We start from the raw sequence: 22,202 nt of genomic DNA, 5'->3' as shown, positions 1-22,202 counted from the left end.
AGCCAGTCGTCGAACGACACCTATCCGACGGCCATGCACATCGCCTCGGCCGAGGAGGTCGCGCGGTCGGTCATGCCGGCGCTGGAGCATCTGCACGCCGCGCTGAAGAAGAAGGCCGACGAGTTCAGCCACATCATCAAGATCGGCCGCACCCACACGCAGGACGCCACGCCCCTGACCCTCGGCCAGGAATTCGGCGGCTATGCCCACCAGGTGAAGATGTCGGTGCGCCGTATCAAGGAGACGCTCTACGGCCTCTACGAGCTGGCGCAGGGCGGTACGGCCGTCGGCACTGGCCTGAACGCCCCGATCGGCTTCGCCGAGAAGGTGGCGGAGAAGATCGCCGCGATCACCGGCCTGCCGTTCGTCACCGCCCCGAACAAGTTCGAGGCCCTGGCCGCGCACGACGCGATGGTGTTCAGCCACGGCGCGCTGACCGCCGCGGCCGGTTCGCTGTTCAAGATCGCCAACGACCTGCGCTTCCTGGGCTCGGGCCCTCGCGCCGGCCTCGGCGAACTGGCCCTGCCCGAGAACGAGCCGGGCTCGTCGATCATGCCCGGCAAGGTCAATCCGACCCAGGCCGAGGCCCTGACCATGGTCTGCGCCCACATCATGGGCAACCAGTCCGCCATGGCCTTCGCCGGGAGCCAGGGTCACTTCGAGCTGAATGTCTTCAATCCGGTGATGGCCTACAACTTCCTGCAGTCCTGCCGCCTGCTGGCGGACGGCGCCGTCAGCTTCACCGACAACATGGTCGTGGGGACCGAAGCGCGCGAAGACAACATCAAGGCGAACCTGGAACGCTCGCTGATGCTGGTCACCGCGCTGAACGGCAAGCTCGGCTACGACAATTGCGCCAAGATCGCCAAGGCGGCGCACAAGAACGGCACCACGCTGCGCGAAGAAGCGGTCGGCGGCGGCTACCTCACCAACGAGGAGTTCGACGAGTGGGTGCGCCCGGAGAAGATGATCAGCCCGGGCTGATCTACTCCGCCGCGTAGACCACCGGATGCGCGTGGGCCCAGAGATGGGCGCGGTAGGCCTCGAAGCACTGCTCGCCGCAGATCAGGCGCATGATCGCGCCTTCGGCGATGAACTTCGCGCAAGCGGGATCCGCCTCGACCAGCGGGATCAGCGCCTCGGCGTTCCAGGCCCTGGAGTGCTCGATGTCGAGCTGCGCGTGCAGGGCGAAGTACTTGCGCTGCTCGGGCGCGACGCCCAGGCGCTTAAGCCCCTCATCGACGCAGGCCACGCGCGTCGGCGCGGTGAGCTCGACCACCCCCAGGGCGCCGATCGACTGGTAGACGTAACGGCGCGTCGTCGCGAAGGCAGTCATGGTGTTCGCGAGTGCGAGAGATTGCCAGAGGGTGCCCTCGATGGTCGGGTGCAGGTCCAGCCCCTGGACGGTTCGGTCCAGCATCGGGCCATGCATGCCGCCCTCCTTGCCGCGGCCCATCTCGTCCCAGTAGTTGCGGGCCAGTTCAAGCTTGGGCCGGGCCGGCAGCTTCACCTGGGTCATGGCCACCAGGTCGTCGAAGCCCGCCTCGCCTGCCGCTTCCTGGGTCAGGAACCACTTGATCTGTTCCAGGCTGGCGCTGGTTTCGATCCAGGCGAACAGCGGGTCGTATTGGCCGGGGCCTGAATGCTTGAGCGCCTCGAACCATCGGATGAACCCGGCGGCGTCGCTGGGGACATCCGCGACGAGGGGGGCTACGTCCATGCGGAAGCCTTCGATGAAGGCCCCCTCGATGCGCATCATCCTGAAATCGTTGTTGAGGTCGATGGACCAGCCGGGTGTCGGCGTCTGGACAGCCAGGCGGCGACGATTCCACTGCGCCAGCCCCTGATGCATCGACTCGGCATCGGGAAACTCTGGCGAGAACAGGCCCACGCGGGCCAGGCGTTGTGCTGCAAGCATTCTTGGCTCCCTCGGAGGCGAAGGAGCGCGCGTGCGACGAAGGAGTTCCGAGCGCTAAGCTGGGTTAAGCCCGGCGCATCACCGCGAAATCGGCGAGGTCCTGCAGCGCCGGCCGCCAGCTATTGGAGCCGTAGTCGGCGATCGCCGCCTTGGCGCCGTCGGCGTAGCGAACCGCCAAGCCCAGGGTGTCCTCGAGGGCGCCGGTCTCGCGCATCAGCTCGCGGGCGCGGTCGAGATCGCCCTCCTCCTGCTCGCGCCGATCGACCGTGCGGACCCAGAAGTCGCGCTCGGCGGCGCTGGTGCGGCGCATGGCCAGCAGCAGAGGCAGCGTGACCTTGCCTTCACGGAAATCGTCGCCGGGATTCTTGCCGAGGGTCTCGGCGTCGCCGGAATAGTCCAGAGCGTCGTCGATGAGCTGGAAGGCGAGCCCGAGGTCCTGGCCGAACTTGCGCAGGGCGCGGCAGCGCTCGGGCGGCGCACCGGCGGAGATAGCCCCGGCCTCGGCGGCGGCGGCGAACAGCTCGGCCGTCTTGGCCTTGATGATCTCGATATAGACGTCCTGGCTGAGCTCCAGGTCGTGGCTGCGCGTAAGCTGCAGCACCTCGCCCTCGGAGATCACGCGGCTGGCGCGCGCCAGGACCTCCAGGGCGGGCATGGAACCCGCGCCGACCATCAGCTCGAACGAGCGGGCGAACAGGAAGTCGCCGACCAGAACGCTGGCCGGCGCGCCCCAGATCAGATGGGCGGCCACGCGGCCGCGGCGCAGTTGCGACGAGTCCACCACGTCGTCGTGCAGCAGGGTCGCGGTGTGGATGAACTCCACGGCCGCCGCCAGCTTCAGGCACGCATCGTCACGGGCGCCGCAGAGACGCGCCGCCGCGATCGTCAGCAGCGGTCGCAGCCGCTTCGCCGAGCCCGCGATCAGGTGATCGGCTAGGGCCGGGATGACCGGCACGGGGCTGTCCATGTGTTCGCGGATGAGCTTGTCCACCGCGCGCATGTCGGGGCCCGCCAGCTTCAGCAGCAGGTCCAGGGACGGGGGAGCGGCGATAGCCTGGGCGGCTTCCAAGGGAGGACTATTCCTGTATCAACCAAGCGGTCGGCCCCCGACCGTCCGCCATTCGCCGGGACAATGGTGACGCGACAGGGCACGGTCAAGCGAGCACGACCGAACACGTTCAGTCCCTTCTACACCAAGGCCCGTCGGATGGATGCCCCTACTGAAGACCGTCTGCTGAACGGCCGGGTCCGTTTGCGGCAACCGGCGAAGGGCTATCGCGCGGGGATGGACGCAGCTCTGCTGGCGGCGGCGTGCGACGCGGGCCTTGGCCAGCGGGTGATCGAGGCAGGCTGCGGCCCTGGCGCGGCGTTGCTGGCGGCGGCGGCCCGGCAGGCCGGCGCGACCTTCGTCGGCGTCGAGCGAGAGGCGGAGGCCCTGGCCCTGGCGCGGGAAAACATTACGCTGAACGCCCTGGAGGCCCGCGTGACCGCCATAGCCGGCGACGTGGCCCAGCGTTTCAAGGCTTTGGGCCTGCCGCCCTTCGACGCGGCGATCGCCAATCCCCCCTTCTTCGACGACCCCGCGGCGCTGCGGGCGCCGGCGCCCGAGAAGGCCGCCGCCTGGATGGCCGACGAAGGGCTGATGGCCTGGACGGAATTCCTCATTAAGGCGGTGCGCGAAGGCGGGACGATCACGGTGATCCACCGGGCCGACCGACTGGCCGACCTGCTCAGCCTGCTCGCGCCCAAGGCTGGGTCGTTCCAGATCCGTCCGATCCACCCGTTCGCCGACGCCCCGGCCAAGCGGGTGCTCGTCCGCGCGATCAAGACCGGCAAGGCGCCGCTGAAGCTGCTGCCGCCGCTTGTGCTCCACGACCGCGAGGGCGGGAAGCATCGTCCGGAGGTCGAGGCGATCCTGCGAGGAGAAGCGGGACTGGGCTGGGGGTAGGCTCTCCTCGCCCTCCTTCCGCTCGTCGTGGCCGGGTTCGACCCGGCCATCCACCCGACCTCGCAAGACGGAGCGCGAGCCTGCGGGCGCCCTGGAATGAATCCCCGGGTCAAGCCCCGGAATGACGAACCATGTGGGAATGGCTCACCGAACCTAAGACGGCTTGCCGTGGACCACCGGAGACAGCGCCGCGCTGTCGGCCAGCATACGGTCGACGAGATCCAGCGGGATATCTCCCGGCTTCCGGAAGCGGATGCAGCTCTTGCCAGCGTCCAGCTTGGCCAGGGCCTCGGCATGCAACGGGTGGACCCGCGTGCTCACGTAAAGCGAAATGTACTGCTTCTGGCTGTTAAAGGCGAAGACCGGCCCCTCGTCGCCGCGCCGAACGTAGGCTGGCATGCCGTAGCTCATCCGCTCCGCGGCGGCGCCGAAATGCTTTAAGGCGCAGGCGCGGACAGCCTCCAGCGCCGGCCGGCGCGCCGCGTCGGTCTCGGCCATCCAGTCGTCCACGCTGACCGCCGTCGACTGCACCATGGCTCAGATCCCGAGGGTTTCCTTGCAGGACGGATCGACGATGTCCTGCTGCTCGGGATGCTTCTTCACCCACGCCGACATGAAGGGGCAGGTCGGGATGACCAGCAGACCGTTCTGCCGGGCGTAGCCGAACGCCGCCACCGCCAGCGCGCCCGCCACGCCCTTGCCCGCGAAGGCGTCCGGCACGACCGTGTGGGGCAGGATGATGTGGCCGGGCTTCAGCCGGTACTCGGCGAAGGCCGTGTCGCCGTCCAGCTTCACCTCGAAGCGGCTGGCGGCGGTGTTGTTGGTGACGGTGACGTCGGCCATGGCGAACTCCCTGCTGCGCCCTTCTTGACGCGGCGCGGAGCCGCCGCCAAGGTCCCGCGCATTCGGCGAGGCCAGCAGCAGAGGAGAAGGTTCGCATGTCGCCCATTGCCCACGCAGCCATCCGCTGCGTCGCCGCGCCGGCTGCCTGACAGCCCACCATCCCCGTGCGGGGATGATCCGCGGTCGACGCCCGCTGGACCCGAAGGTCCGTGGCTCACGACTTCAAGGACATCCCCGTTGCTGACCACAGCACTCACCGACTACGGCTGGAACGACAGGTTCCAGGCCGATTTCGAACCCTTCACCGCCCAGGGCCTGATCCCCGGGCGCATCGTCGTCCAGCAGCGCGGCGGCTATCGCCTCCTGACCCAGGACGGCGAGATCGACGCCCGCGCCTCGGGCGTCCTGCTCAAGACGGCCGCCGACGAGGACCGGCCCACCGCCGGCGATTGGGTGGCCGTCGAGGCCCGCCCGGGCGAGACCTGGGCGCTGGTTCACCACGTCCTGCCTCGCAAGACCGCCTTCATCCGCAAGGCCTCCGGCCCGCGCGGCGGGGCCCAGGTGGTGGCCGCCAACGTCGACGTAGCCTTCCTGGTCGCCTCGATGAACGCCGACCTCAACCTGCGCCGGCTGGAGCGCTACCTGGCCACGGCCTACGAGAGCGGGGCCGAGCCCGTCGTCGTCCTGACCAAGGCTGACCTGACCGGCGATCCGGCCGCGGTCGTGGCCGAGGTGGAGGCCATCGCCTTCGGCGCCCCCGTCCTGGCGGTGTCGTCGAAGACAGGGCTGGGCTTGGACGCGGTGGCGCAGCGCCTGCCGCCCGGGAAGACGGCGGTGCTGCTCGGCTCGTCGGGCGCGGGCAAGTCCACCCTGCTCAACGCCGTGGCGGGCGAGGAGAAGATGGCCACCGGCGAAATCCGCGAGGACGACGCCCGCGGTCGCCACACCACCACCCACCGCGAACTGGTGCGCCTGCCGTCGGGCGGACTGATCCTCGACACGCCGGGAATGCGCGAGCTGGGCCTGTGGGACGCCGACGCCGGGGTCGCCGCGGCGTTTGAGGATGTGGAGGCCCTCGCCGCCGCGTGCCGCTTCAGCGACTGCAGTCACGCCCGCGAGCCGGGGTGCGCCGTGCGCGCGGCGATCCAGGCCGGCGAGTTGCCGGAGGAAAGGCTGCGCGCCTACGAGAAGCTGCAGGCGGAGCTGGCCTTCGAACGTCGCAAGGAAGATCCGCGCGCCGCCCAGGAGAACCGCAAGCTCTGGGCTAGCCGACACAAAGCGGCGCGCGCGTGGATCAAGCAGAAGCGCGGCGGGCCGGAGGCTTGAACGGCGCGCGTCGCCGCGCCCCATGCGCGGCGACGCGCGACCCGCTACATAGGCCGCGATGCTTCGGATCTCAGAACTCAAACTCGGGCTGGATCACGCGCCGGAGGAACTGCCGGCCGCCATCGCCGCGCGCCTGGGCGTGCCCGCTACGGACCTCCTGCGCTGGTCGGTGTGGAAGCGCGCGCACGACGCTCGGAAGAAGGCCGCGATCCTCAAGGTCTACATCGTCGACGCCGAGGTGAAGGACGAAACCGAGGTGCTGCAGCGGCTGGCCGGCGATCCACATGTGCGCCCGACGCCGGACACCTCGTACAAGCCGGTGGCGGCGGCGCCATCGGCCATGCCCTTGCGACCGGTGGTGATCGGCGCGGGGCCCTGCGGCCTGTTCGCGGGCCTGATCCTGGCCGAGATGGGTTTCCGCCCGATCATCCTGGACCGCGGCAAGGTTGTCCGCGAGCGGACAAAGGACACCTGGGGCCTGTGGCGCAAGAGCGAGCTGAACCCGGAGTCCAACGTGCAGTTCGGCGAAGGCGGGGCCGGCACGTTCTCCGACGGCAAGCTCTACAGCCAGATCAAGGACCCGCGCTTCCTGGGCCGCAAGGTGCTGACCGAGTTCGTGGCGGCCGGCGCCCCGCCCGAGATCCTGACCGAGGCCCACCCGCACATCGGCACCTTCCGCCTGGTGACCATGGTCGAGAGCCTGCGGGCCAAGATCGAGGCGCTGGGCGGCGAGTACCGCTTCCAGCACCGGGTCACCGACGTCGAGCTCGACCGGGCGCCCGACGGCGCGAAGCGGGTCCGGGGCCTGCACCTGCACACCGGCGAGTTCCTGGAGGCCGACCACGTCGTCCTGGCCATCGGTCACTCCTCGCGCGACACCTTCCAGGCGCTGTACGACCGCGGCGTCCACATCGAGGCCAAGCCGTTCTCCATCGGCTTCCGCATCGAGCATCCGCAGTCGTGGATCGACCGCGCCCTCTTCGGCCCCTGCGCCGGGCATCCCGACCTGGGGGCGGCCGCCTATTCCCTGTCGCACCACTGCGCCAACGGGCGGACGGTCTACAGCTTCTGCATGTGCCCCGGCGGGACGGTGGTGGCGGCCACGTCCGAGCCGAACCGCGTCGTGACCAACGGCATGAGCCAGTATTCGCGCAACGAGCGGAATGCGAACTCGGGCTTCGTGGTGGGGATCGGTCTCGAGGACTATCCCAGCGACCATCCCCTGGCCGGCATCGAACTGCAGCGCGAGCTGGAGAGCGCGGCCTTCGTCGCCGGCGGTGGCGACTACTGCGCGCCGGGCCAGCTCGTGGGGGACTTCCTGGCGGGCCGCGCGTCCACCGCGCTGGGCAGCGTGGTCCCGAGCTACAGGCCAGGGGTGCGCCCCACGGACCTGGCCGCGATCGTGCCGGACTATGTGAGCGAGGCGATGCGCGAGGCCCTGCCCGTCTTCGGCCGGCGCATCCCGCGCTACGATGATCCCGAGGCGGTGCTGACGGGCGTGGAGACCCGCACCTCGGCGCCGATCCGGATCACGCGGGGCGCCGACTTCCAGAGCCTGAACGTCCGCGGCCTGTTCCCGGCCGGCGAGGGCGCCGGCTATGCGGGCGGCATCCTCTCGGCAGGCGTGGACGGCATCAAGGTCGCCGAGGCCGTCGCCCGGGTGATCGTCGGGAGCACGACCGCTGGCGCACCGAGCCCGGGGTGGTCTTCGAAATAGCCGGCGCCCTCACTTCGGGCGGCGTACCCGCCGGCTGAAAATCCATATGGAACCCTTATGCCGGCAGCGGCTATCGCTAGCGGGATTTGGCTGACGAGGTTCCCATCATCCACGCGCTTCCCGCCACGCCGTCAGGCCACCCTGGCCGGCGGCCGCCATTTCTTGCGCTCGCAATCGGCAGCATCGGGGTGGTCTTCGGCGATATCGGCACCAGCCCTCTCTATGCGTTCCGAGAGGCGCTGGGACAAGCGAACGGCGTCACCCCTGAGGCCGTCCTCGGTGTGGTTTCGCTGGCGTTCTGGGCGTTGATCCTTGTCGTAACGGTCAAGTACGTCCTCTTCCTCATGCGGGCCGACAACAACGGCGAAGGCGGGGTCCTGTCTCTGGCCGCTCTCGCCGAACGCGCCGTCGGCCGACGAACACCGCTGATTTTTGTGCTCGGTGTCGCCGGAGCGGCTCTCTTCTACGGCGACGCGATCATCACCCCTGCGATCTCGGTGATGTCGGCCATCGAAGGTCTGAGAACCGTGCCGGTGCTGGGCGACAAGGTGACCGAGGGCGTGGTCATCGCCTCAAGCCTTGCCATCCTTGTGGGCCTTTTCCTCATCCAGTCGCGGGGAACGGCGGGCGTCGGCCGCTGGTTCGGCCCAATCTGCCTGCTCTGGTTCGTCGCGATCGCAGCGATCGGCGCGCCGCACATCCTGGCGGAGCCGGGAGTGCTCGTCGCCCTCAGCCCTCATCATGCCGCGGGCTTCCTGCTCACTCACGGCATGGCCGGCTTCTTCGTCCTTGGCTCGGTCTTCCTGACGGTCACCGGAGCCGAAGCCCTGTTCGCCGACATGGGCCATTTCGGCCGGTGGCCTATCCAAGCTTCGTGGATCTTCTTCGTACTGCCGCTGCTGGTCGTGAACTACCTCGGCCAGGGCGCGTTCGCGCTCCACCAGCTCGCCGGGGCCCACGGCCAGGCGATCCAGAACACCGACTGGTTCTTTCAGATGACGCCAGAGGCCCTGCGGGCGCCGATGGTGGCCTTGGCCGCGCTGGCCACGATCATCGCCAGTCAGGCGGTGATCACCGGCGCGTTCTCGCTGACACACCAGGCGATCCTTCTGGGCTATCTGCCGCGGCTGACCGTGCTCCGCACGTCAAAGACACAGGCAGGCGAGATCTACATCCCCCAGATCAACCTGCTTCTGGCGATCGGCGTCGTCTTCGTGATCGCCGTCTTCCACAACTCCAGCGCCCTCGCCCATGCGTACGGCCTGGCCGTCACGGGCACCATGGTTGTCACCACCCTGCTCGCCTTCATCGTCGTCACGCGGCTTTGGCGTTGGCCCCGCTGGAAGGCCGCTGCCCTCATTGTGCCGCTACTCGCCCTCGACACGGTGTTCCTCGGCGCCAACGCCCTCAAGCTGCTCTCGGGCGGCTATTTCCCGCTCGCGATCGGTGGGGCGCTGTTCTTCCTGATGGCCACCTGGGCGCGCGGCTCGGATGAGATCCGCCGACGCGCAGGGCGCGACACGCCGATCCTCGAGGAAATGCTCGACCTGCTCGCCTCCCGCTCGGTGCACCGCGCCGAGGGTACGGCGGTGTTCCTGACCTCGGACGCATCCCACGTACCCGGAGCTCTGCTGCACAACCTGAAGCACAACAAGGTGCTGCACGCCTCGAACCTCATCGTCTCGGTCCAGATCGCACAGGCCCCGCACGTACCGGAGAGCGCGCGGGCAGAGGTGGTGAAGCTGTCTCCGGATTTCACCCGCATCATCCTGACCTTCGGCTACATGGACGATCCCAACGTGCCGAAGGCCCTGAGCGCCCTGCGCCGGCGCGACGTGAAGATGGATATCATGCGCACGTCGTTCTTCGTGGGACGCCGCACCCTCGTGCGGGCGGCGCAATCCCCGCTGCCGCCGGGCATGGGCCGCCTCTACCTATGGCTGGCGAAGAACGCCGCGGACCCCACCGACTTCTTCCGCATCCCGCCCGGACGCGTGGTGGAGATGGGCGTGCAGATGTCGCTCTAAGCGGCTCGGCCGCCTAACGGGCGAGCCAGCGTGCCGGCAAGCGATATTCGGGGCGGCTGGGACGGACGAGGTCGACAGCGACCAGCAGGCCGAGCCCCGCGAACTTCAACAAAATCCGGATCAGGTACATGCGCCGCCTCCCCAACTGTGACAGCAACGGCCAGCTACGACAGAGGTTGCGTCGAGTCGATGACAAGGCGGCGACATCCCACCCCGGGCCGTCACATTTGCACGGGGACGTGGCGACGCCGCCCCAGGTACGGCGCCTCTAGTCCGGCGTCCGCATCGCTTCCTGCCGCTTCCCGCGGATAAGCTCGATGGCGGTCTTGATCCGGTGGCCGAACAGCACCGTGGACAGGACTCCACCTACCCCGATGGTGAAGGCGTTGGCGGCCGGCGCCGACTTCGCGAAGACGGGCAGCGCCATCCAGGCAATCATGACGGCCGCCACCGCCGCGATCAGGCGCATGACGACGTCCCGATCCTTGAGGCTGACGGCGCGCGCGGTCTTTGCCGCCGCCATTTGCTCGTCATGCTGGTAGCGATCCTTCGCCAGCTGGCGCTCGTGGCGGCGCGCGTCTTCCTTGGCAGTGATCCGCGCCAAGTCCTTGGGGCGAAGCCTCGGCGCGCCGGGATCGATGAACACGGCCACCTCCCTGCGCGCCGGCCCTGCAGCTTCAGCGTATCCTTCCTCCCGCCGCCTGTCCGACATGGTTCGCCACCCACATTGTCATCGCGGTCGTCCGAACCTCCACCAATCCGCCCGCCGCGCTTGCTTTCTTGAGACGCCTAAGCCCGTCGCGCGCTCTCCTGCGCGAGGAGCCGCAGTTCCGAGAGTTTCTGCCAACGACGGCCGCCGCCGTGCGCAACCTCGGCAAGGATTGCGACCCATCCGTTGACCGAAGCGACCTCGTGGCCACGCGCCCTGATCGATTCCAGCACCACCTTGGAAGGGGACTCGTCGGCCGCATCAGGGAAGACCAAGAGTCCGTCCCGAACGATTCCGTCAAAAGCCTGGCCGAGGTAGCTGAACCTGAGCGCTGTGCCCTCCGGCAGATACACTCCGCTATGGCTCCAGCCACCCTCCGCAGTCGTGTCTTCGTCGGCGATCAGAAGGGCGATCACTTCGCCGAGTTCCATTGTCACCGGCAGCTTCAGCTCTTGCGCGCGCAGGGCGATGCGGCTCAAGGTCTCCCAGGAGATCGGCACCATCGCCATCGACCGCCCCCATCACAAGTTGTTTCCAGCCTTGACAACTTGGGGGCGCCGACACAGCGCGAGTCAATCCAGAATCTCTCCAGAGGTTAAAATTCTCTTTCCGGTGGCAACTGGCGCGATTCCGAGATGGACGCGATTCAAGGCGCGAGATTCCGGCCGGCCAAAAAAACGGCCCGGACTCTCGCCCGGGCCGTCTCATGAAGACTGGCTCCCCGCGTGCGCAGGGATGGCGCGCGACGTGATCAGTTCCGCGCGGTGTCGACCAGCTTGTTCTTGGTGATCCAAGGCATCATGGCGCGCAGGCGCTGGCCCACTTCCTCGATCTGATGCTCCGAGCCGCGGCGGCGGGTCGCCTTGAAGGACGGGGCGCCGACGGCGTTCTCCTGCATGAAGTCGCGCACGAAGCGGCCCGACTGGATATCCTCCAGCACGCGCTTCATCTCGGCCTTGGTCTCGGCGGTGACGATGCGCGGGCCGGTGACGTACTCACCATACTCCGCGGTGTTGGAGATCGAGTAGTTCATGTTGGCGATGCCGCCTTCGTAGATCAGGTCCACGATCAGCTTCACCTCGTGCAGGCACTCGAAGTAGGCCATCTCGGGGGCGTAGCCCGCCTCGACCAGCGTCTCGAAGCCGGCGCGGATCAGTTCGACCAGGCCGCCGCACAGAACGGCTTGCTCGCCGAACAGGTCGGTCTCGCATTCCTCACGGAAGTTGGTCTCGATGATGCCCGAGCGGCCGCCGCCGATCGCCGAGGCGTACGCCAGGCCCAGGTCCATGGCGCCGCCGGTGGCGTCGTGGTGGACCGCGATCAGGCACGGCACGCCGCCGCCCTTCTGGTACTCGCCGCGCACCGTGTGGCCAGGGCCCTTCGGCGCGACCATCAAGACGTCGACGGTGGACTTGGGCTCGATCAGGCCGAAGTGGACGTTCAGGCCGTGGGCGAACAGCAGCGCCGCGCCGTCGCGGATGTTGGGGGCGATCTCGGCGTTGTAGATGCCGCGCTGCAATTCGTCGGGGGCCAGCACCATGAGCACGTCGGCCCACTTGGCGGCGTCGGCCACGGTCATGACCTTCAGGCCGTCGGCTTCCACCTTCTTGGCGGTGGCCGAACCCGGCTTCAGGGCGATGGCGACGTTCTTGGCGCCGGAATCGACGAGGTTCAGCGCATGGGCCCGGCCCTGGCTGCCATAGCCTACCACCGCGATCTTCTTGTCCAGGATGCGGGAAATGTCGGCGTCGCGGTCGTAGTAGACGCGCATGTTTGTTCTCCTAGGACAATGAAACCTGCTGCATCCGCGCAACGGCGTCGCAGCAAAGCCGGGGGTGTGAAGCGTTTTTTTGCCGGAAGGTCAAGGCAGGCGTGGGGAGACGCAGGGTCACAGCCACACCCTCGCCATGCTGAGGCTGTCGGCGTAGGCGCCGTCGCGCCAGGCGTGCGCCCGGTGCAGCCCCTCCCGCTCGAAGCCGAAGCGCTCGTACAGCGCGATGGCGCGCTGGTTGTCGGCGTACACCTCCAGTTCGAGCCGGCGGATGTTCCACCACCTCTCGGCCAGGTCGACGACCGCCGCCATCAGGGCCGTGCCGACGCCGCGGCCGGCGTAGGCGTCATGGACCGCCATGCCGATCCCGGCCGCGTGGCTGCGGCGATGCGGGGTCTGCCGGTGCAGGCCCACCGAGCCCACCGCCTTGCCGCCCACGACACCGACAAGCATGACGTTGTTGCGGTCGAGTTCGAGGAAGCGCTTGCGGCGCTGATCCACCGACACGAACGGCGGCTGCATGGTGCCCCAGATCGCCTGTGGCTGGCTGAATAGCTCGGCGATGTCGGGCACGTCCTCCGGCTCCATGGCGCGGACGACGATCTCGGGCTCGTCTGGATCGGGCGGACCCATCGGTCTCGTCTCCTCCGGTGGGGCCGGGGCGGAACGGGGCCAAAGAAAAAGCCCCGTCCGGATCCCGGCGGGGCTGGTGTTCGGTCTGCGGTCGCTGGAAGCTCCTAGCGCACGACATCCTTCACCGGCCCGCCGGAGGCGGTCGGAATAAGGAGTACGAGCTGGAGCGCGAACGAACGCATGGCGTCGCCTTAGCACGGCGCATCTCTCGTCGGCCAGACCAAACCGTGTCATTCCGGGACCATGCCCATCGAGGTGACCCAGAGCCTGTGGCTGGACGACGACGAGGTGCAGGTTCGCGCGGTTCGCGCGTCCGGCCCGGGCGGCCAGCACGTCAATAAGGTCTCGACCGCGATCGAGCTGCGCTTCGACGTGCGTGGCTCGCCGTCCCTGCCGGAGCCCGTTCGCGCGCGACTCTACAAGCTGTCGGGCAACCGCCTGACCATGGACGGCGTGCTGGTGCTGGTCGCCCAGGAGCACCGCAGTCAGGAGATGAACCGCCAGGCGGCAATGGAACGCCTGCTGGACCTGATCCGCGAGGCCGCCAAGCCCCCGCCCCCGCCGCGAAAGAAGACCAGGCCGACCTACGCCTCCAAGCTCAAGCGCCTGGAAGGCAAGTCCAAGCGGTCAGGCGTGAAAGCGATGCGCGGCAAGCCAAGGGGAGACGACTAGGCTCCCACAGCCGACTGAGGGGGTCCTCAACTGCCGTGAGGAAGCCCCCTCCCCCCTGCGGGGCAAGAACGGGGCTACTCGGCCTCGACCACCTCGGCGGCGCCGACGTACTTCTTGATGCTCTCGATGGCGTCCTTGGCTCCGGACTTCGAGGCATAGCCTTCGGTCGAGAAGATCACCTCGGAATTGTACTTGAAGCGGACCCGGAACTCGCCGGCCTTGTCCTTGTAGATTTCGAACTTGTGGGCCATCGGAAGCCTCCCAGTGACGTTGCGCGCCTGAGCTTAAGCCGGAGTCCGGGACGGCGCTACGGCGACCGCGCCGCCATGCGCAGCCCCTGCGGCGAACCGCCGCCCCCGGCCTCCCGACCTGCGGCACGCGCCCTGCAAGTCAGGGAGCACGCTGCAGGCTTCCCCCGGGGCCGGAGCCGAAACGAAACAGCTTTCAGATTGGACGACAGGATGCTCCGCACTCTCTTCATCGGCGTCGTCGGGGCCGTGTCCCTGGGTTCGGCGGGCGCCGCCTCGGCCCTGACCTACACCTCGCAACTCGAGTACCGGGACGGCCTGACCGGCGCGCAGACGCCGTACGGCACGGTCACCCTCAACGAACTCGACGCCAACACCGTCAAGATCACGGTGACCCTCGCCAACCCGAACTCGCTGTTCGTCAACACGGGCGGTCCGCACGATCCCTTCCTGTTCAACCTCCCCGCGGCCAGCACGATCACCGTGAACAACACCGGCGCCCAGGACTTCTCCTATGCGGGCGACGGATCCTACACCGCGACCCCGTTCGGGACGTTCATCGACAAGATCGCCTGCTGTGTGATCCACGGCGGCCCGAAGAACGGCCAGGAGGGCAATGGCCAGGCCAACGGCGACGCCCCGCCGCTGATCTTCACCGTCTACAATGCCGGCGGGCTGAGCTTCGCCGGCGTGGGCGCCACGTTCAACCCGAGCACCGGCAAGCTGCTCTCCACCGGCACGGGCAATCACTTCACCTCCAACTCGGGGGGCTGGTGGTTCGCGGCCGACATCTACGACGGGGCCACCGGCCAGACCTACAACGTCGCCGCCCGGGACGCCTTCACCTCCGCCCCCGTGCCGGAACCGGCCGCCTGGGCGCTGATGATCACGGGCTTTGGCGCCGCTGGCGCCATGCTGCGCCGTCGCCGCGCCGCCCTCGCCTGACCGATCGCACCGGCGACGATGGCAAGACGCCCGCCCCTGCGGCGGGCGTCTTTGTCCGTGGCGGGACGATGCGGGTGGCAAGGTTTAGGCGCATTCGCCTATAAGATGCCGCTCATGTTCGCCCCCCGCCTTCCGCTCCTCGGCGCCCTCGCGGCCGCCCTTCTTGCCTCAGCGTGCACACCCAGCCTGGGCCCGCCGCCGCCGGGTGGTCCTGTCTCGCGGCCCCCGCCCCCGCCGCCGATGAACGGCGGCGCGAAGTTCTCGGCGCAGGACTTCGCCTGGTCGCAGCGCGCGGGCGCCAACATCATCGCCGGGCGCGTGACCTATCGCCAAGGCGCCGCCCGCTACACCTGCGCCGGCTCGGCCGTCGTGCTGACCCCCGAGACGCCCTGGTCCAGCCGCCGCATGGCCGCTCTGTACGGCTCGACCACCGCCGCGGCCCTGCCCGCCGACGAGGTCCGAGCCCGCACGCCGAATGCTCCGGCGGGAGACGCCGGTCCCTATGTGAAGCGCACGACCTGCGACGACGCCGATCAGTTCGCCTTCGGCGGCCTGCCGGACGGGGCCTGGTACGCAATCACCGTGGCGCGCCCTGCCGCGGGCGGCGGTCAGACCGTGGCGCTGATGAAGCGAGTGGTGGTCCGCGGCGGCCGGACGACGCCGGTCGTCCTCTGACGGAAACGCCCGCCGGCGAACCGGCGGGCGCTCCTTCCTGCTTCAGTGCACCTTGGCGCGGCCGATCTCCAGGCCGTCGGACCCCGGCTGCACGCCGATCACCGAGCCATCCTCCAGCTCGCCCGCCAGCAGCTTGCGGGCAATGGGGTCGATCAGCTCCTTCTGGATCACGCGCTTGAGCGGGCGCGCCCCGTAGACGGGGTCGTAGCCGCGGTCGCCCAGCCAGTGCAGGGCCGCATCGTCAAGGCTCAGCGTCATGCGGCGATCGGCCAGCAGCTTCTCGACCCGCTGAAGCTGGATCTTCACGATGCCGTCCATCTCCGCGCGGCCCAGCCGCTTGAAGAGGATGATCTCGTCGATCCGGTTCAGGAACTCGGGCCGGAAGTGGTGGCGCACCACGTCCATGACCGCGGGCCGGGCCTTCTCCACGTCCTCGCCGTCGTTGAGCTCGGCCAGGAACTGGCTGCCCAGGTTCGAGGTCATGATGATCAGGGTGTTGCGGAAATCGACCGTGCGGCCCTGACCGTCGGTCAGGCGGCCGTCGTCCAGCACCTGCAGCAGCACGTTGAACACGTCCGGGTGGGCCTTCTCGACCTCGTCGAACAGGACCACCTGGTACGGCCGGCGGCGCACGCTCTCGGTCAGCGCCCCGCCCTCGTCGTAGCCGACATAGCCGGGAGGCGCGCCGATCATGCGGCTGACCGAATGCTTCTCCATGTACTCGCTCATGTCGAGGCGGGTGATCGCGTGCTCGTCCGAGAACATGAACTCCGCCAGAGCCTTCGTGAGCTCGGTCTTGCCGACGCCCGTCGGGCCCAGGAACAGGAACGAGCCGATGGGCCGGTTCGGATCCTGCAGGCCGGCGCGCGCCCGGCGGACCGCGTCCGAGACGGCCACCAGGGCCTCTTCCTGGCCGACCACCCGGCCGCGCAGGCCGTCTTCCATACGCAGCAGCTTCTCGCGCTCGCCTTCCAGCATCTTCTCGACAGGAACCCCGGTCCAGCGGCTGACGACCGCGGCGATCTGTTCCGCGTCGACGACCTCGGGGGTCATCTGTTCGTCCTGCCCTTCGGCGGCCTCCGCCTCGGCCAGGCGCTTCTCAAGCTGCGGAATCTCGCCATAGGCGATCTCGGACGCCCGCTGCAGGTCGCCCTGGCGCTGAGCGACGCCCAATTCCGCCTTCAGGCGGTCCAGGGCCTCACGGGCCTGGGCCGCGGAGGTGACCTTCTCCTTCTCGGCCTTCCAGCGGGCGGTCATCTCGGCCGACTGGCCTTCGAGGTCGTCCAACTCCTCCTCGAGCTTTTCGAGGCGGGCCTTCGACGCCGCGTCGGTCTCCTTCGACAGGGCCTCGCGCTCGATCTTGAGCTGCACGACGCGCCGGTCGATCTCGTCCAGTTCCTCGGGCTTCGAGTCCACCGCCATGCGCACGCGGCTGGCGGCCTCGTCCACCAGGTCGATCGCCTTGTCGGGCAGGAAGCGGTCGGTGATGTAGCGGTTCGACAGGGTCGCCGCGGCCACGATGGCGCTGTCCGAGATGCGCACCCCGTGGTGGACCTCGTACTTCTCCTTCAAGCCACGCAGGATCGAGACGGTGTCCTCGACCGACGGCTCGTCCACCATCACCGGCTGGAAGCGGCGGGCCAGCGCGGCATCCTTCTCGACGTGCTTGCGGTACTCGTCGAGCGTGGTGGCGCCCACGCAGTGCAACTCGCCGCGCGCCAGGGCCGGCTTCAGCAGGTTGGAGGCGTCCATCGCCCCATCGCTCTTCCCGGCCCCGACCAGCGTGTGCATCTCGTCGATGAACAGGATGATCGAGCCTTCGGCGGCCGTGACCTCGTTGAGCACCGCCTTCAGCCGCTCCTCGAACTCGCCGCGATACTTCGCGCCGGCGATCAGGGCCCCCATGTCGAGCGACAGCAGCTTGCGGTCCTTCAAACCCTCCGGCACGTCGCCGTTGACGATGCGCTGGGCCAGGCCTTCGACCACGGCGGTCTTGCCGACCCCGGGCTCGCCGATCAGCACGGGATTGTTCTTGGTGCGGCGGCTGAGCACCTGGATCGTGCGGCGGATCTCTTCGTCGCGGCCGATCACCGGATCCAGCTTGCCGTCCTTGGCGGCCTGGGTCAGGTCGCGGGCGTAGCGCTTCAGCGCGTCGTAGCCTTCCTCGGCCGAGGCGCTGTCGGCGGTGCGGCCCTTGCGCATCGCGCTGGCCGCGTCCTCGAGACCCTTAGCGGTGACGCCGGCGTCCTTCAGAAGCTTGGCCGCTTCGCCCCCCTCCTTGGCGAGCGCGATCACCAGCCGCTCGGTGGTGACGAAGGCGTCGCCAGCGGCCTTGGCGCCCTGCTCCGCCTCGGCGAACACGCGCGCGGTCTCGGGCTTCATGTAGAGCTGGCCCGAGCCGCCCTCGACCTTCGGGATGCGGCCCAGAGCGGCCTCCACGGCCTTGTCGACCTCGGGCGGCCGGCCGCCGGCGCTCTGGATCAGCGAGGCGGTGAGGCCGTCGCGTTCCTCCAGCAGGACTTTCAGGATGTGCTCGGGCGCCAGTTGCTGGTGCCGTCGGGCGAGCGCGAGGCTCTGTGCCGACTGGATCGCCTGCTTGGCGCGGTCGGAATAGATGTCGATGTTCATGCTTCCCCTCGATAGGCGGATCGCCGGCGACCGCCTTGATCAAGCGCAGTCACCGATGCGCTCGATGTAGTGTGGCGCCGGGGCCACACAAGGCGCGGCTGCGCGGAATCTGCTCCGCCCCCGTTGGGCGGCGGCGCGCCCTCTAGTTCGGCGGATTGTACTTCTCGACGAAGGCCATGGTGGCGGTCAGGGTCTGCAGGCGCGTGTCGCCGCGGGACAGCCAATGGTCCGCCCCGGCCTGCACGACGAGCTCGTAGTATTTGCCCGCGGCGCTGAGCGCGTCGGCCATCGCGCGGCTCTGCTCGATCGGCACCACGGTGTCGTCCTTGCCGTGGATCAGCAGCACCGGGATATAGGCCTTGGCCGCCTGCTGCGCGGGCGAATAAAGGTCGAGCACCTCGTCCTTGCGATCCTCGGCGCCCATGAAGCGGTTCCAGTAGCGCTCGCTCGGCAGGCCGCCGCGCGTACGGGAATAGGCCACCTGCTTGCGCAGGTCGGCGACGCCGGCCACCGACACCGCGCAACGATACACGCCCCGATCCAGCGTCGCGCCGGCGAGGGCTGCATAGCCGCCGTAGCTGGCGCCCACGATGCAGACCCGCTTGGGGTCGATCGTCCCCTGGGCCGCAAGGTACCGAACACCGTCGGACAGATCGGTCTGCATCTTGCGGCCCCATTCGCCGTAGCCGGCGGTGAGCAGTCGGCCACCCAGGCCGTCGGAACCGCGGAAGTTCACCTGCAGCACGGCGTAGCCGCGGGACGCCATGGCCTGGGCCCACCAGTCGAAGCCGGGTTCGTCGCGCGCCGCCGGCCCGCCATGGGGGAACACGATGAGCGGCAGGTTCTTGCCGGATGAGCCATGCGGCAGGGTTAGGTAGCCGGTCAGCTCCAGCCCGTCGGCCGCCTTGAAGCGCACGGGGGTCTGGGCGCCGATGTCGGCCGCCTTCAAGCCGCTGTACTCGGCGCCCACCCATCGGCCCTTGCGCGTGGCGAGGTCGACGATGGCGTACGCCGGGCCCTCCGTAGGCGAGTCCACGCGCACCACGATCTTCTGCCGGTCGGCCGACCACGACTGCAGCGACACCCGCTCGCCCGGATAGGCCGCGACCACCGCCCTCCAGACCCTGGCGTCCATGGGGTCGAAGAAGGTGTAGCGGGCTTCGTCGCCCACCAGGACGGCGTGCCCGATCAGGCGGCCGTCCTGCGCGTCGCGGAGCGGCGCCTGGTCGTCCAGGGCCACGATCGGGTCCGACGCGGCGGCCCCGTCCACCCGCGCCTCGCGCCAGGAGGCCGCCTTGCCGGTGTCGTTGATCGCGTAGAGGACGCTCTGGCCGTCGCGGCCCAGGCCCACGAGGTACGGACGGTCCAGCGGCGCGGTGGCGGCCTGCACCTCACGCCAGCCCGAGCCGCTGCGCAACCGCAGGCTCCATCGCCCCGAGCGGCTGTCGTACCGTTCCTCCGCAAGCGCCTCGCCGTCCGGCCCGACCAGCCAGTCGCGGGTGTCTTCCGCGCCCTCCGAGACCATCCGGCTCGCGCCGGTGTCGAGGTCGATCCGGAACAGCGAGAGGCGGCCGCGGCCGCCGACGAACTTCACGCCCTGCAGATAGACGGTGGGCTCGCCCTTGTAGTCCCTCACCACCGGCTGGCCGGCGATGGTGTTCATCGCCTCGGAGACGTCGCGGAGCAGCGGACGCACCTTGCCCGTCTTGAGGTCCAGGGTGAACGCCATGGCCCATTCGCGGCGGGCGTTCAGGATGAACATCGGCGCGGCGGTGACGGACGTCACCAGGACGAGGTGCTGCTCGCCCGCCCACTGGACGCTGCGCACCTTCACCGTCCCGGTTCCGGCCCGCAGGGTGATCTTGTCGCTCACCAGGTCGTGGACCATGATGATCCGGCTCTCGCCGTTGGTCGTGACGATCGCCAGTTGCTTGCCGCTGGGCGAGACCGAGACCGCCTCGATCGACGGCAGCTTGCCGTAAGCCTCCAGCGGCGCCGCGTGCGCGAGGGCGGCCAGCCCAAAGGCCAGCGCCAGGGCGACGACGAAATGCTTGATACTCATCCTGGCGTCCTCACGCGTCGCAATCCGAGATTGCCGAGAGACGGGAGGCTCTGCAAGCGAGCGCCGCCTCCGGGCGGCGCCTTCAGTTCGGCGGATTGTGCTTTTCCACGAAGGCCATGGTGGCCGTAAGCATCTGGAGCCTGGAGTCACCTCGCGACAGCCAGTGGTCCTCGCCCTTCTGGACAAGGAACTCGACGGGCTTCCCGGCACGCGTCAGCGCCTCGGCCATCATTCGGCTCTGCTCGATGGGCACCACCGTGTCGTCCTGCCCATGGATCAGGAGGATCGGGGCAGTGATGGCGTCGATGTGGTCGATGGGAGAGATTTCTGCGAGGGCCGGATCGCTGCTGGCTTCCGCGCCCATGAAGCGCGTCCAGTAACGTTGGGCGCCGATGCCGTTCTGGCGGCGCGACCAGTCGACGAAGCGGCGCAGGTCCGACAAGCCCGCTATGGAGGCGGCGCAGCGATAGACGCCCGGATCCAACGCCGCGCCGGCCAGCGCCGCGTAGCCGCCATAGCTGGCCCCGACGATGCAGACCCGCTTCGGATCGATAGTCCCTTGGCCGGCGAGGTAGCGCACGCCGTCCGAGAGGTCGGTCTGCATCTTGCGCCCCCACTGGCCAAAGCCCGCCTGGGTGAAGCGCCAGCCGAAGCCGTCGGAGCCCCGGAAGTTCACCTGCAGCACGGCATAGCCGCGGGAGGCGATGGCCTGCGCCCACCAATCGAAGCCCGGCTCGTCACGCGACGCCGGCCCCCCGTGGGGCAGCACCACCAGCGGGAGGTTCCGCGGCGGCTTCCCAGCCGGAAGCGTGACGTAGCCGGTAAGGTCGAGACCATCCTTGGCCTTGAACCGGATCGCCCGCACCGGCGACAGGTCCTCAGGCAGCAGCTTCTGGTATCGCGCGCCAAGCCACTCGGCCTTGCGCGCCGCGAGGTCGACCAGCGCGTAGCCAGGTCCCTCGACCGCGGAGTCCACCAGGACGACAATCCTGCGCCGGTCACGGCTCCAAGACTCGAGTTGGACACGGTCGCCCTTGAAGGCCTCCCTTACAGCATCCCACGACTTCTGGTCCTTGGGATCGAAGAACGTGTAGCGGTGCTCGTCGCCCACGAGAGCGTAGACGCCGATCAGCCGATGGGTGTCCGGATCGAAGATCGGGCCGTCCGCATCCCGCACGTCCAACGGCTCGCCCGCCGTTCCATCCGGCGCGATCTCGCGGATCAGGTACCCGCTGTCGCCCTGCTCGGCGATCACGACCGACTGGCCATCTCGGCCCAGCCCGATTAGCACCGGCTCCTCGGTCTTCGCGCTTGTGACCCGATCCTCGCTCCAGCCACCGTTCGGACGCCGAAGGCGAAGCGACCAGCGCCCTGTCTGCCGGTCGTAGTCGGTCTTGGCCACCGGGGCGCCGTCCTGCCCCAGCAGGATGGCGTTCGTATCCGGATCGCCGAGCTGGACGACCTTCTGCGCCCCCGTCTTCAGGTCCGCGCGGATGATCGTCAGCACGGCGTACGAGCCTGCGAAGCTGATGCTGGTGAGGAACAGTGCGGGCTGGCCGGCGATGTCTCGAACCTCGGGGGGCGCAGCAAGCACGTTCATCGACGCCCAAATCGCCGCGGTGCTGTTGTCTCGGAAATGCGTGCCGGTCTGCGAACGGGCTGGCGACTTGTCGAGCAACGGCTGCAGCTTGCGCGTCGCCAGGTTCAGGGCGAAGGCGCGCGAATACTCACGCCGGTTGCCAATCAGAAACGGGATCGCCGCGGTCTGCGAGGTGCTGATGATCAGGTAGTCCGATCCGACCCAGTCCAGCCGCCTCACCTTGGCCGCGCCAACCGAATAGCTCTGCGGCGCACCGCCCGTCACGGGCGCGATGGTGAGGCTGCGCTGTTCGCCGTCGTAGGTGATGGTGGCCAAGAGCGCGCCGTCCGGCGAGATCTCGACCGATTCCACCGACGGCAACCCGCCGTAGGCCGACAGCGGCGCCGCGTGCGCGGCGGCGCCCAGGCCCAGCGCGAGCGCCAGGGCGATCAGAAGACGCTTGAAACTCATTGTCCGGAACAGGCCCCCACCTGATGCAAT

The 22,202-nt window shown here is 68.8% G+C and carries 20 protein-coding genes; 8 read left to right on the top strand and 12 right to left on the bottom strand.

Going from position 1 to position 22,202, the window contains the following annotated elements:
* On the top strand, positions 1 to 984 hold a 984-nt coding region (locus tag Q0L11_RS09725; protein ID WP_296596952.1), incomplete at its 5' end, for a class II fumarate hydratase.
* Between the two features lies 1 nt (position 985).
* Here Q0L11_RS09725 and Q0L11_RS09720 read toward each other — a convergent pair.
* Together Q0L11_RS09720 and Q0L11_RS09715 are read right to left on the bottom strand one after the other, a co-directional pair.
* Positions 986 to 1,918 (bottom strand): iron-containing redox enzyme family protein, encoded by a 933-nt coding sequence (locus tag Q0L11_RS09720; RefSeq protein ID WP_296596951.1) that lies wholly within the window; start codon positions 1,916 to 1,918, stop codon positions 986 to 988.
* 64 nt (positions 1,919 to 1,982) lie between these two features.
* Complete coding sequence (locus Q0L11_RS09715; protein WP_296596956.1) at positions 1,983 to 2,951, bottom strand: polyprenyl synthetase family protein; 969 nt, start codon at positions 2,949 to 2,951, stop codon at positions 1,983 to 1,985.
* A gap of 174 nt (positions 2,952 to 3,125) precedes the next feature.
* On the opposite strand from Q0L11_RS09715, the gene Q0L11_RS09710 reads away from it, so the two are divergent.
* A complete protein-coding gene (locus Q0L11_RS09710) occupies positions 3,126 to 3,866 on the top strand; it encodes a methyltransferase domain-containing protein (RefSeq protein WP_296596950.1) in 741 nt (246 codons plus the stop codon).
* Between the two features lie 153 nt (positions 3,867 to 4,019).
* On the opposite strand, the gene Q0L11_RS09705 is transcribed toward Q0L11_RS09710, so the two are convergent.
* Both Q0L11_RS09705 and Q0L11_RS09700 read right to left on the bottom strand, forming a co-directional pair.
* Positions 4,020 to 4,400, bottom strand: a complete 381-nt coding sequence (locus Q0L11_RS09705) for an iron chaperone (protein ID WP_296596948.1) — start codon at positions 4,398 to 4,400, stop codon at positions 4,020 to 4,022.
* Between the two features lie 3 nt (positions 4,401 to 4,403).
* The gene (locus tag Q0L11_RS09700; protein ID WP_296596947.1) at positions 4,404 to 4,709 is read right to left on the bottom strand and encodes a GNAT family N-acetyltransferase; all 306 of its coding nucleotides are present in this window, start codon (positions 4,707 to 4,709) and stop codon (positions 4,404 to 4,406) included.
* Between the two features lie 237 nt (positions 4,710 to 4,946).
* On the opposite strand from Q0L11_RS09700, the gene rsgA reads away from it, so the two are divergent.
* The 3 genes from rsgA to Q0L11_RS09685 all read left to right on the top strand — a co-directional run bounded on the left by rsgA (position 4,947) and on the right by Q0L11_RS09685 (position 9,779).
* Positions 4,947 to 6,035, top strand: a complete 1,089-nt coding sequence (rsgA, locus tag Q0L11_RS09695) for a ribosome small subunit-dependent GTPase A (RefSeq protein WP_296596946.1) — start codon at positions 4,947 to 4,949, stop codon at positions 6,033 to 6,035.
* Positions 6,036 to 6,093: 58 nt separating this feature from the next.
* Complete coding sequence (locus Q0L11_RS09690; protein ID WP_296596943.1) at positions 6,094 to 7,752, top strand: NAD(P)/FAD-dependent oxidoreductase; 1,659 nt, start codon at positions 6,094 to 6,096, stop codon at positions 7,750 to 7,752.
* A gap of 104 nt (positions 7,753 to 7,856) precedes the next feature.
* Positions 7,857 to 9,779, top strand: a complete 1,923-nt coding sequence (locus Q0L11_RS09685) for a potassium transporter Kup (RefSeq protein ID WP_367183390.1) — start codon at positions 7,857 to 7,859, stop codon at positions 9,777 to 9,779.
* A gap of 268 nt (positions 9,780 to 10,047) precedes the next feature.
* On the opposite strand, the gene Q0L11_RS09680 is transcribed toward Q0L11_RS09685, so the two are convergent.
* The 4 genes from Q0L11_RS09680 to Q0L11_RS09665 form a co-directional block, all read right to left on the bottom strand.
* On the bottom strand, positions 10,048 to 10,425 hold the full coding sequence (locus Q0L11_RS09680) for a hypothetical protein (RefSeq protein ID WP_296596941.1): 378 nt from the start codon (positions 10,423 to 10,425) through the stop codon (positions 10,048 to 10,050).
* A 143-nt stretch (positions 10,426 to 10,568) separates the two neighbouring features.
* A complete protein-coding gene (locus tag Q0L11_RS09675) occupies positions 10,569 to 10,997 on the bottom strand; it encodes a hypothetical protein (RefSeq protein ID WP_296596939.1) in 429 nt (142 codons plus the stop codon).
* A gap of 242 nt (positions 10,998 to 11,239) precedes the next feature.
* A complete protein-coding gene (gene ilvC / locus Q0L11_RS09670; RefSeq protein WP_296596938.1) occupies positions 11,240 to 12,259 on the bottom strand; it encodes a ketol-acid reductoisomerase in 1,020 nt (339 codons plus the stop codon).
* Positions 12,260 to 12,376: 117 nt separating this feature from the next.
* A complete protein-coding gene (locus tag Q0L11_RS09665; protein ID WP_296596937.1) occupies positions 12,377 to 12,892 on the bottom strand; it encodes a GNAT family N-acetyltransferase in 516 nt (171 codons plus the stop codon).
* 243 nt (positions 12,893 to 13,135) lie between these two features.
* On the opposite strand from Q0L11_RS09665, the gene arfB reads away from it, so the two are divergent.
* Positions 13,136 to 13,564, top strand: coding sequence for an alternative ribosome rescue aminoacyl-tRNA hydrolase ArfB (arfB, locus tag Q0L11_RS09660; protein ID WP_296596936.1), 429 nt, complete (start codon positions 13,136 to 13,138; stop codon positions 13,562 to 13,564).
* 74 nt (positions 13,565 to 13,638) lie between these two features.
* Here the strand turns inward: arfB and Q0L11_RS09655 are convergent, their stop codons facing one another.
* Positions 13,639 to 13,815, bottom strand: coding sequence for a DUF1508 domain-containing protein (locus tag Q0L11_RS09655; protein ID WP_296596935.1), 177 nt, complete (start codon positions 13,813 to 13,815; stop codon positions 13,639 to 13,641).
* A 210-nt stretch (positions 13,816 to 14,025) separates the two neighbouring features.
* On the opposite strand from Q0L11_RS09655, the gene Q0L11_RS09650 reads away from it, so the two are divergent.
* Both Q0L11_RS09650 and Q0L11_RS09645 read left to right on the top strand, forming a co-directional pair.
* Complete coding sequence (locus Q0L11_RS09650; protein ID WP_296596933.1) at positions 14,026 to 14,757, top strand: PEPxxWA-CTERM sorting domain-containing protein; 732 nt, start codon at positions 14,026 to 14,028, stop codon at positions 14,755 to 14,757.
* A 114-nt stretch (positions 14,758 to 14,871) separates the two neighbouring features.
* Positions 14,872 to 15,432 (top strand): hypothetical protein, encoded by a 561-nt coding sequence (locus Q0L11_RS09645; protein ID WP_296596932.1) that lies wholly within the window; start codon positions 14,872 to 14,874, stop codon positions 15,430 to 15,432.
* Positions 15,433 to 15,474: 42 nt separating this feature from the next.
* On the opposite strand, the gene clpB is transcribed toward Q0L11_RS09645, so the two are convergent.
* The 3 genes from clpB to Q0L11_RS09630 form a co-directional block, all read right to left on the bottom strand.
* Positions 15,475 to 18,060 (bottom strand): ATP-dependent chaperone ClpB, encoded by a 2,586-nt coding sequence (gene clpB / locus Q0L11_RS09640; protein ID WP_296596931.1) that lies wholly within the window; start codon positions 18,058 to 18,060, stop codon positions 15,475 to 15,477.
* 142 nt (positions 18,061 to 18,202) lie between these two features.
* On the bottom strand, positions 18,203 to 20,122 hold the full coding sequence (locus Q0L11_RS09635) for a S9 family peptidase (protein ID WP_296596930.1): 1,920 nt from the start codon (positions 20,120 to 20,122) through the stop codon (positions 18,203 to 18,205).
* Between the two features lie 82 nt (positions 20,123 to 20,204).
* On the bottom strand, positions 20,205 to 22,172 hold the full coding sequence (locus Q0L11_RS09630; protein ID WP_296596929.1) for a S9 family peptidase: 1,968 nt from the start codon (positions 22,170 to 22,172) through the stop codon (positions 20,205 to 20,207).
* Positions 22,173 to 22,202 lie beyond the last annotated feature (30 nt).

This window comes from Phenylobacterium sp., assembly GCF_024508875.1.
In the GTDB taxonomy this organism is placed as follows: Bacteria; Pseudomonadota; Alphaproteobacteria; order Caulobacterales; family Caulobacteraceae; genus Phenylobacterium.
This window is presented reverse-complemented; position numbering and strand designations above follow the sequence as displayed.

Excerpts from the sequence above, each read along its gene's own strand:
- Q0L11_RS09705 (WP_296596948.1), bottom strand. The coding sequence starts at position 4,400 with ATGGTGCAGTCGACGGCGGTCAGCGTGGACGACTGGATGGCCGAGACC.
- clpB (WP_296596931.1), bottom strand. The coding sequence starts at position 18,060 with ATGAACATCGACATCTATTCCGACCGCGCCAAGCAGGCGATCCAGTCG.
- Q0L11_RS09650 (WP_296596933.1), top strand. The coding sequence starts at position 14,026 with ATGCTCCGCACTCTCTTCATCGGCGTCGTCGGGGCCGTGTCCCTGGGT.
- Q0L11_RS09655 (WP_296596935.1), bottom strand. The coding sequence starts at position 13,815 with ATGGCCCACAAGTTCGAAATCTACAAGGACAAGGCCGGCGAGTTCCGG.
- Q0L11_RS09630 (WP_296596929.1), bottom strand. The coding sequence starts at position 22,172 with ATGAGTTTCAAGCGTCTTCTGATCGCCCTGGCGCTCGCGCTGGGCCTG.
- Q0L11_RS09690 (WP_296596943.1), top strand. The coding sequence starts at position 6,094 with ATGCTTCGGATCTCAGAACTCAAACTCGGGCTGGATCACGCGCCGGAG.
- Q0L11_RS09720 (WP_296596951.1), bottom strand. The coding sequence starts at position 1,918 with ATGCTTGCAGCACAACGCCTGGCCCGCGTGGGCCTGTTCTCGCCAGAG.
- arfB (WP_296596936.1), top strand. The coding sequence starts at position 13,136 with ATGCCCATCGAGGTGACCCAGAGCCTGTGGCTGGACGACGACGAGGTG.
- ilvC (WP_296596938.1), bottom strand. The coding sequence starts at position 12,259 with ATGCGCGTCTACTACGACCGCGACGCCGACATTTCCCGCATCCTGGAC.
- Q0L11_RS09645 (WP_296596932.1), top strand. The coding sequence starts at position 14,872 with ATGTTCGCCCCCCGCCTTCCGCTCCTCGGCGCCCTCGCGGCCGCCCTT.
- Q0L11_RS09665 (WP_296596937.1), bottom strand. The coding sequence starts at position 12,892 with ATGGGTCCGCCCGATCCAGACGAGCCCGAGATCGTCGTCCGCGCCATG.
- Q0L11_RS09635 (WP_296596930.1), bottom strand. The coding sequence starts at position 20,122 with ATGAGTATCAAGCATTTCGTCGTCGCCCTGGCGCTGGCCTTTGGGCTG.
- Q0L11_RS09700 (WP_296596947.1), bottom strand. The coding sequence starts at position 4,709 with ATGGCCGACGTCACCGTCACCAACAACACCGCCGCCAGCCGCTTCGAG.
- Q0L11_RS09675 (WP_296596939.1), bottom strand. The coding sequence starts at position 10,997 with ATGGCGATGGTGCCGATCTCCTGGGAGACCTTGAGCCGCATCGCCCTG.
- Q0L11_RS09710 (WP_296596950.1), top strand. The coding sequence starts at position 3,126 with ATGGATGCCCCTACTGAAGACCGTCTGCTGAACGGCCGGGTCCGTTTG.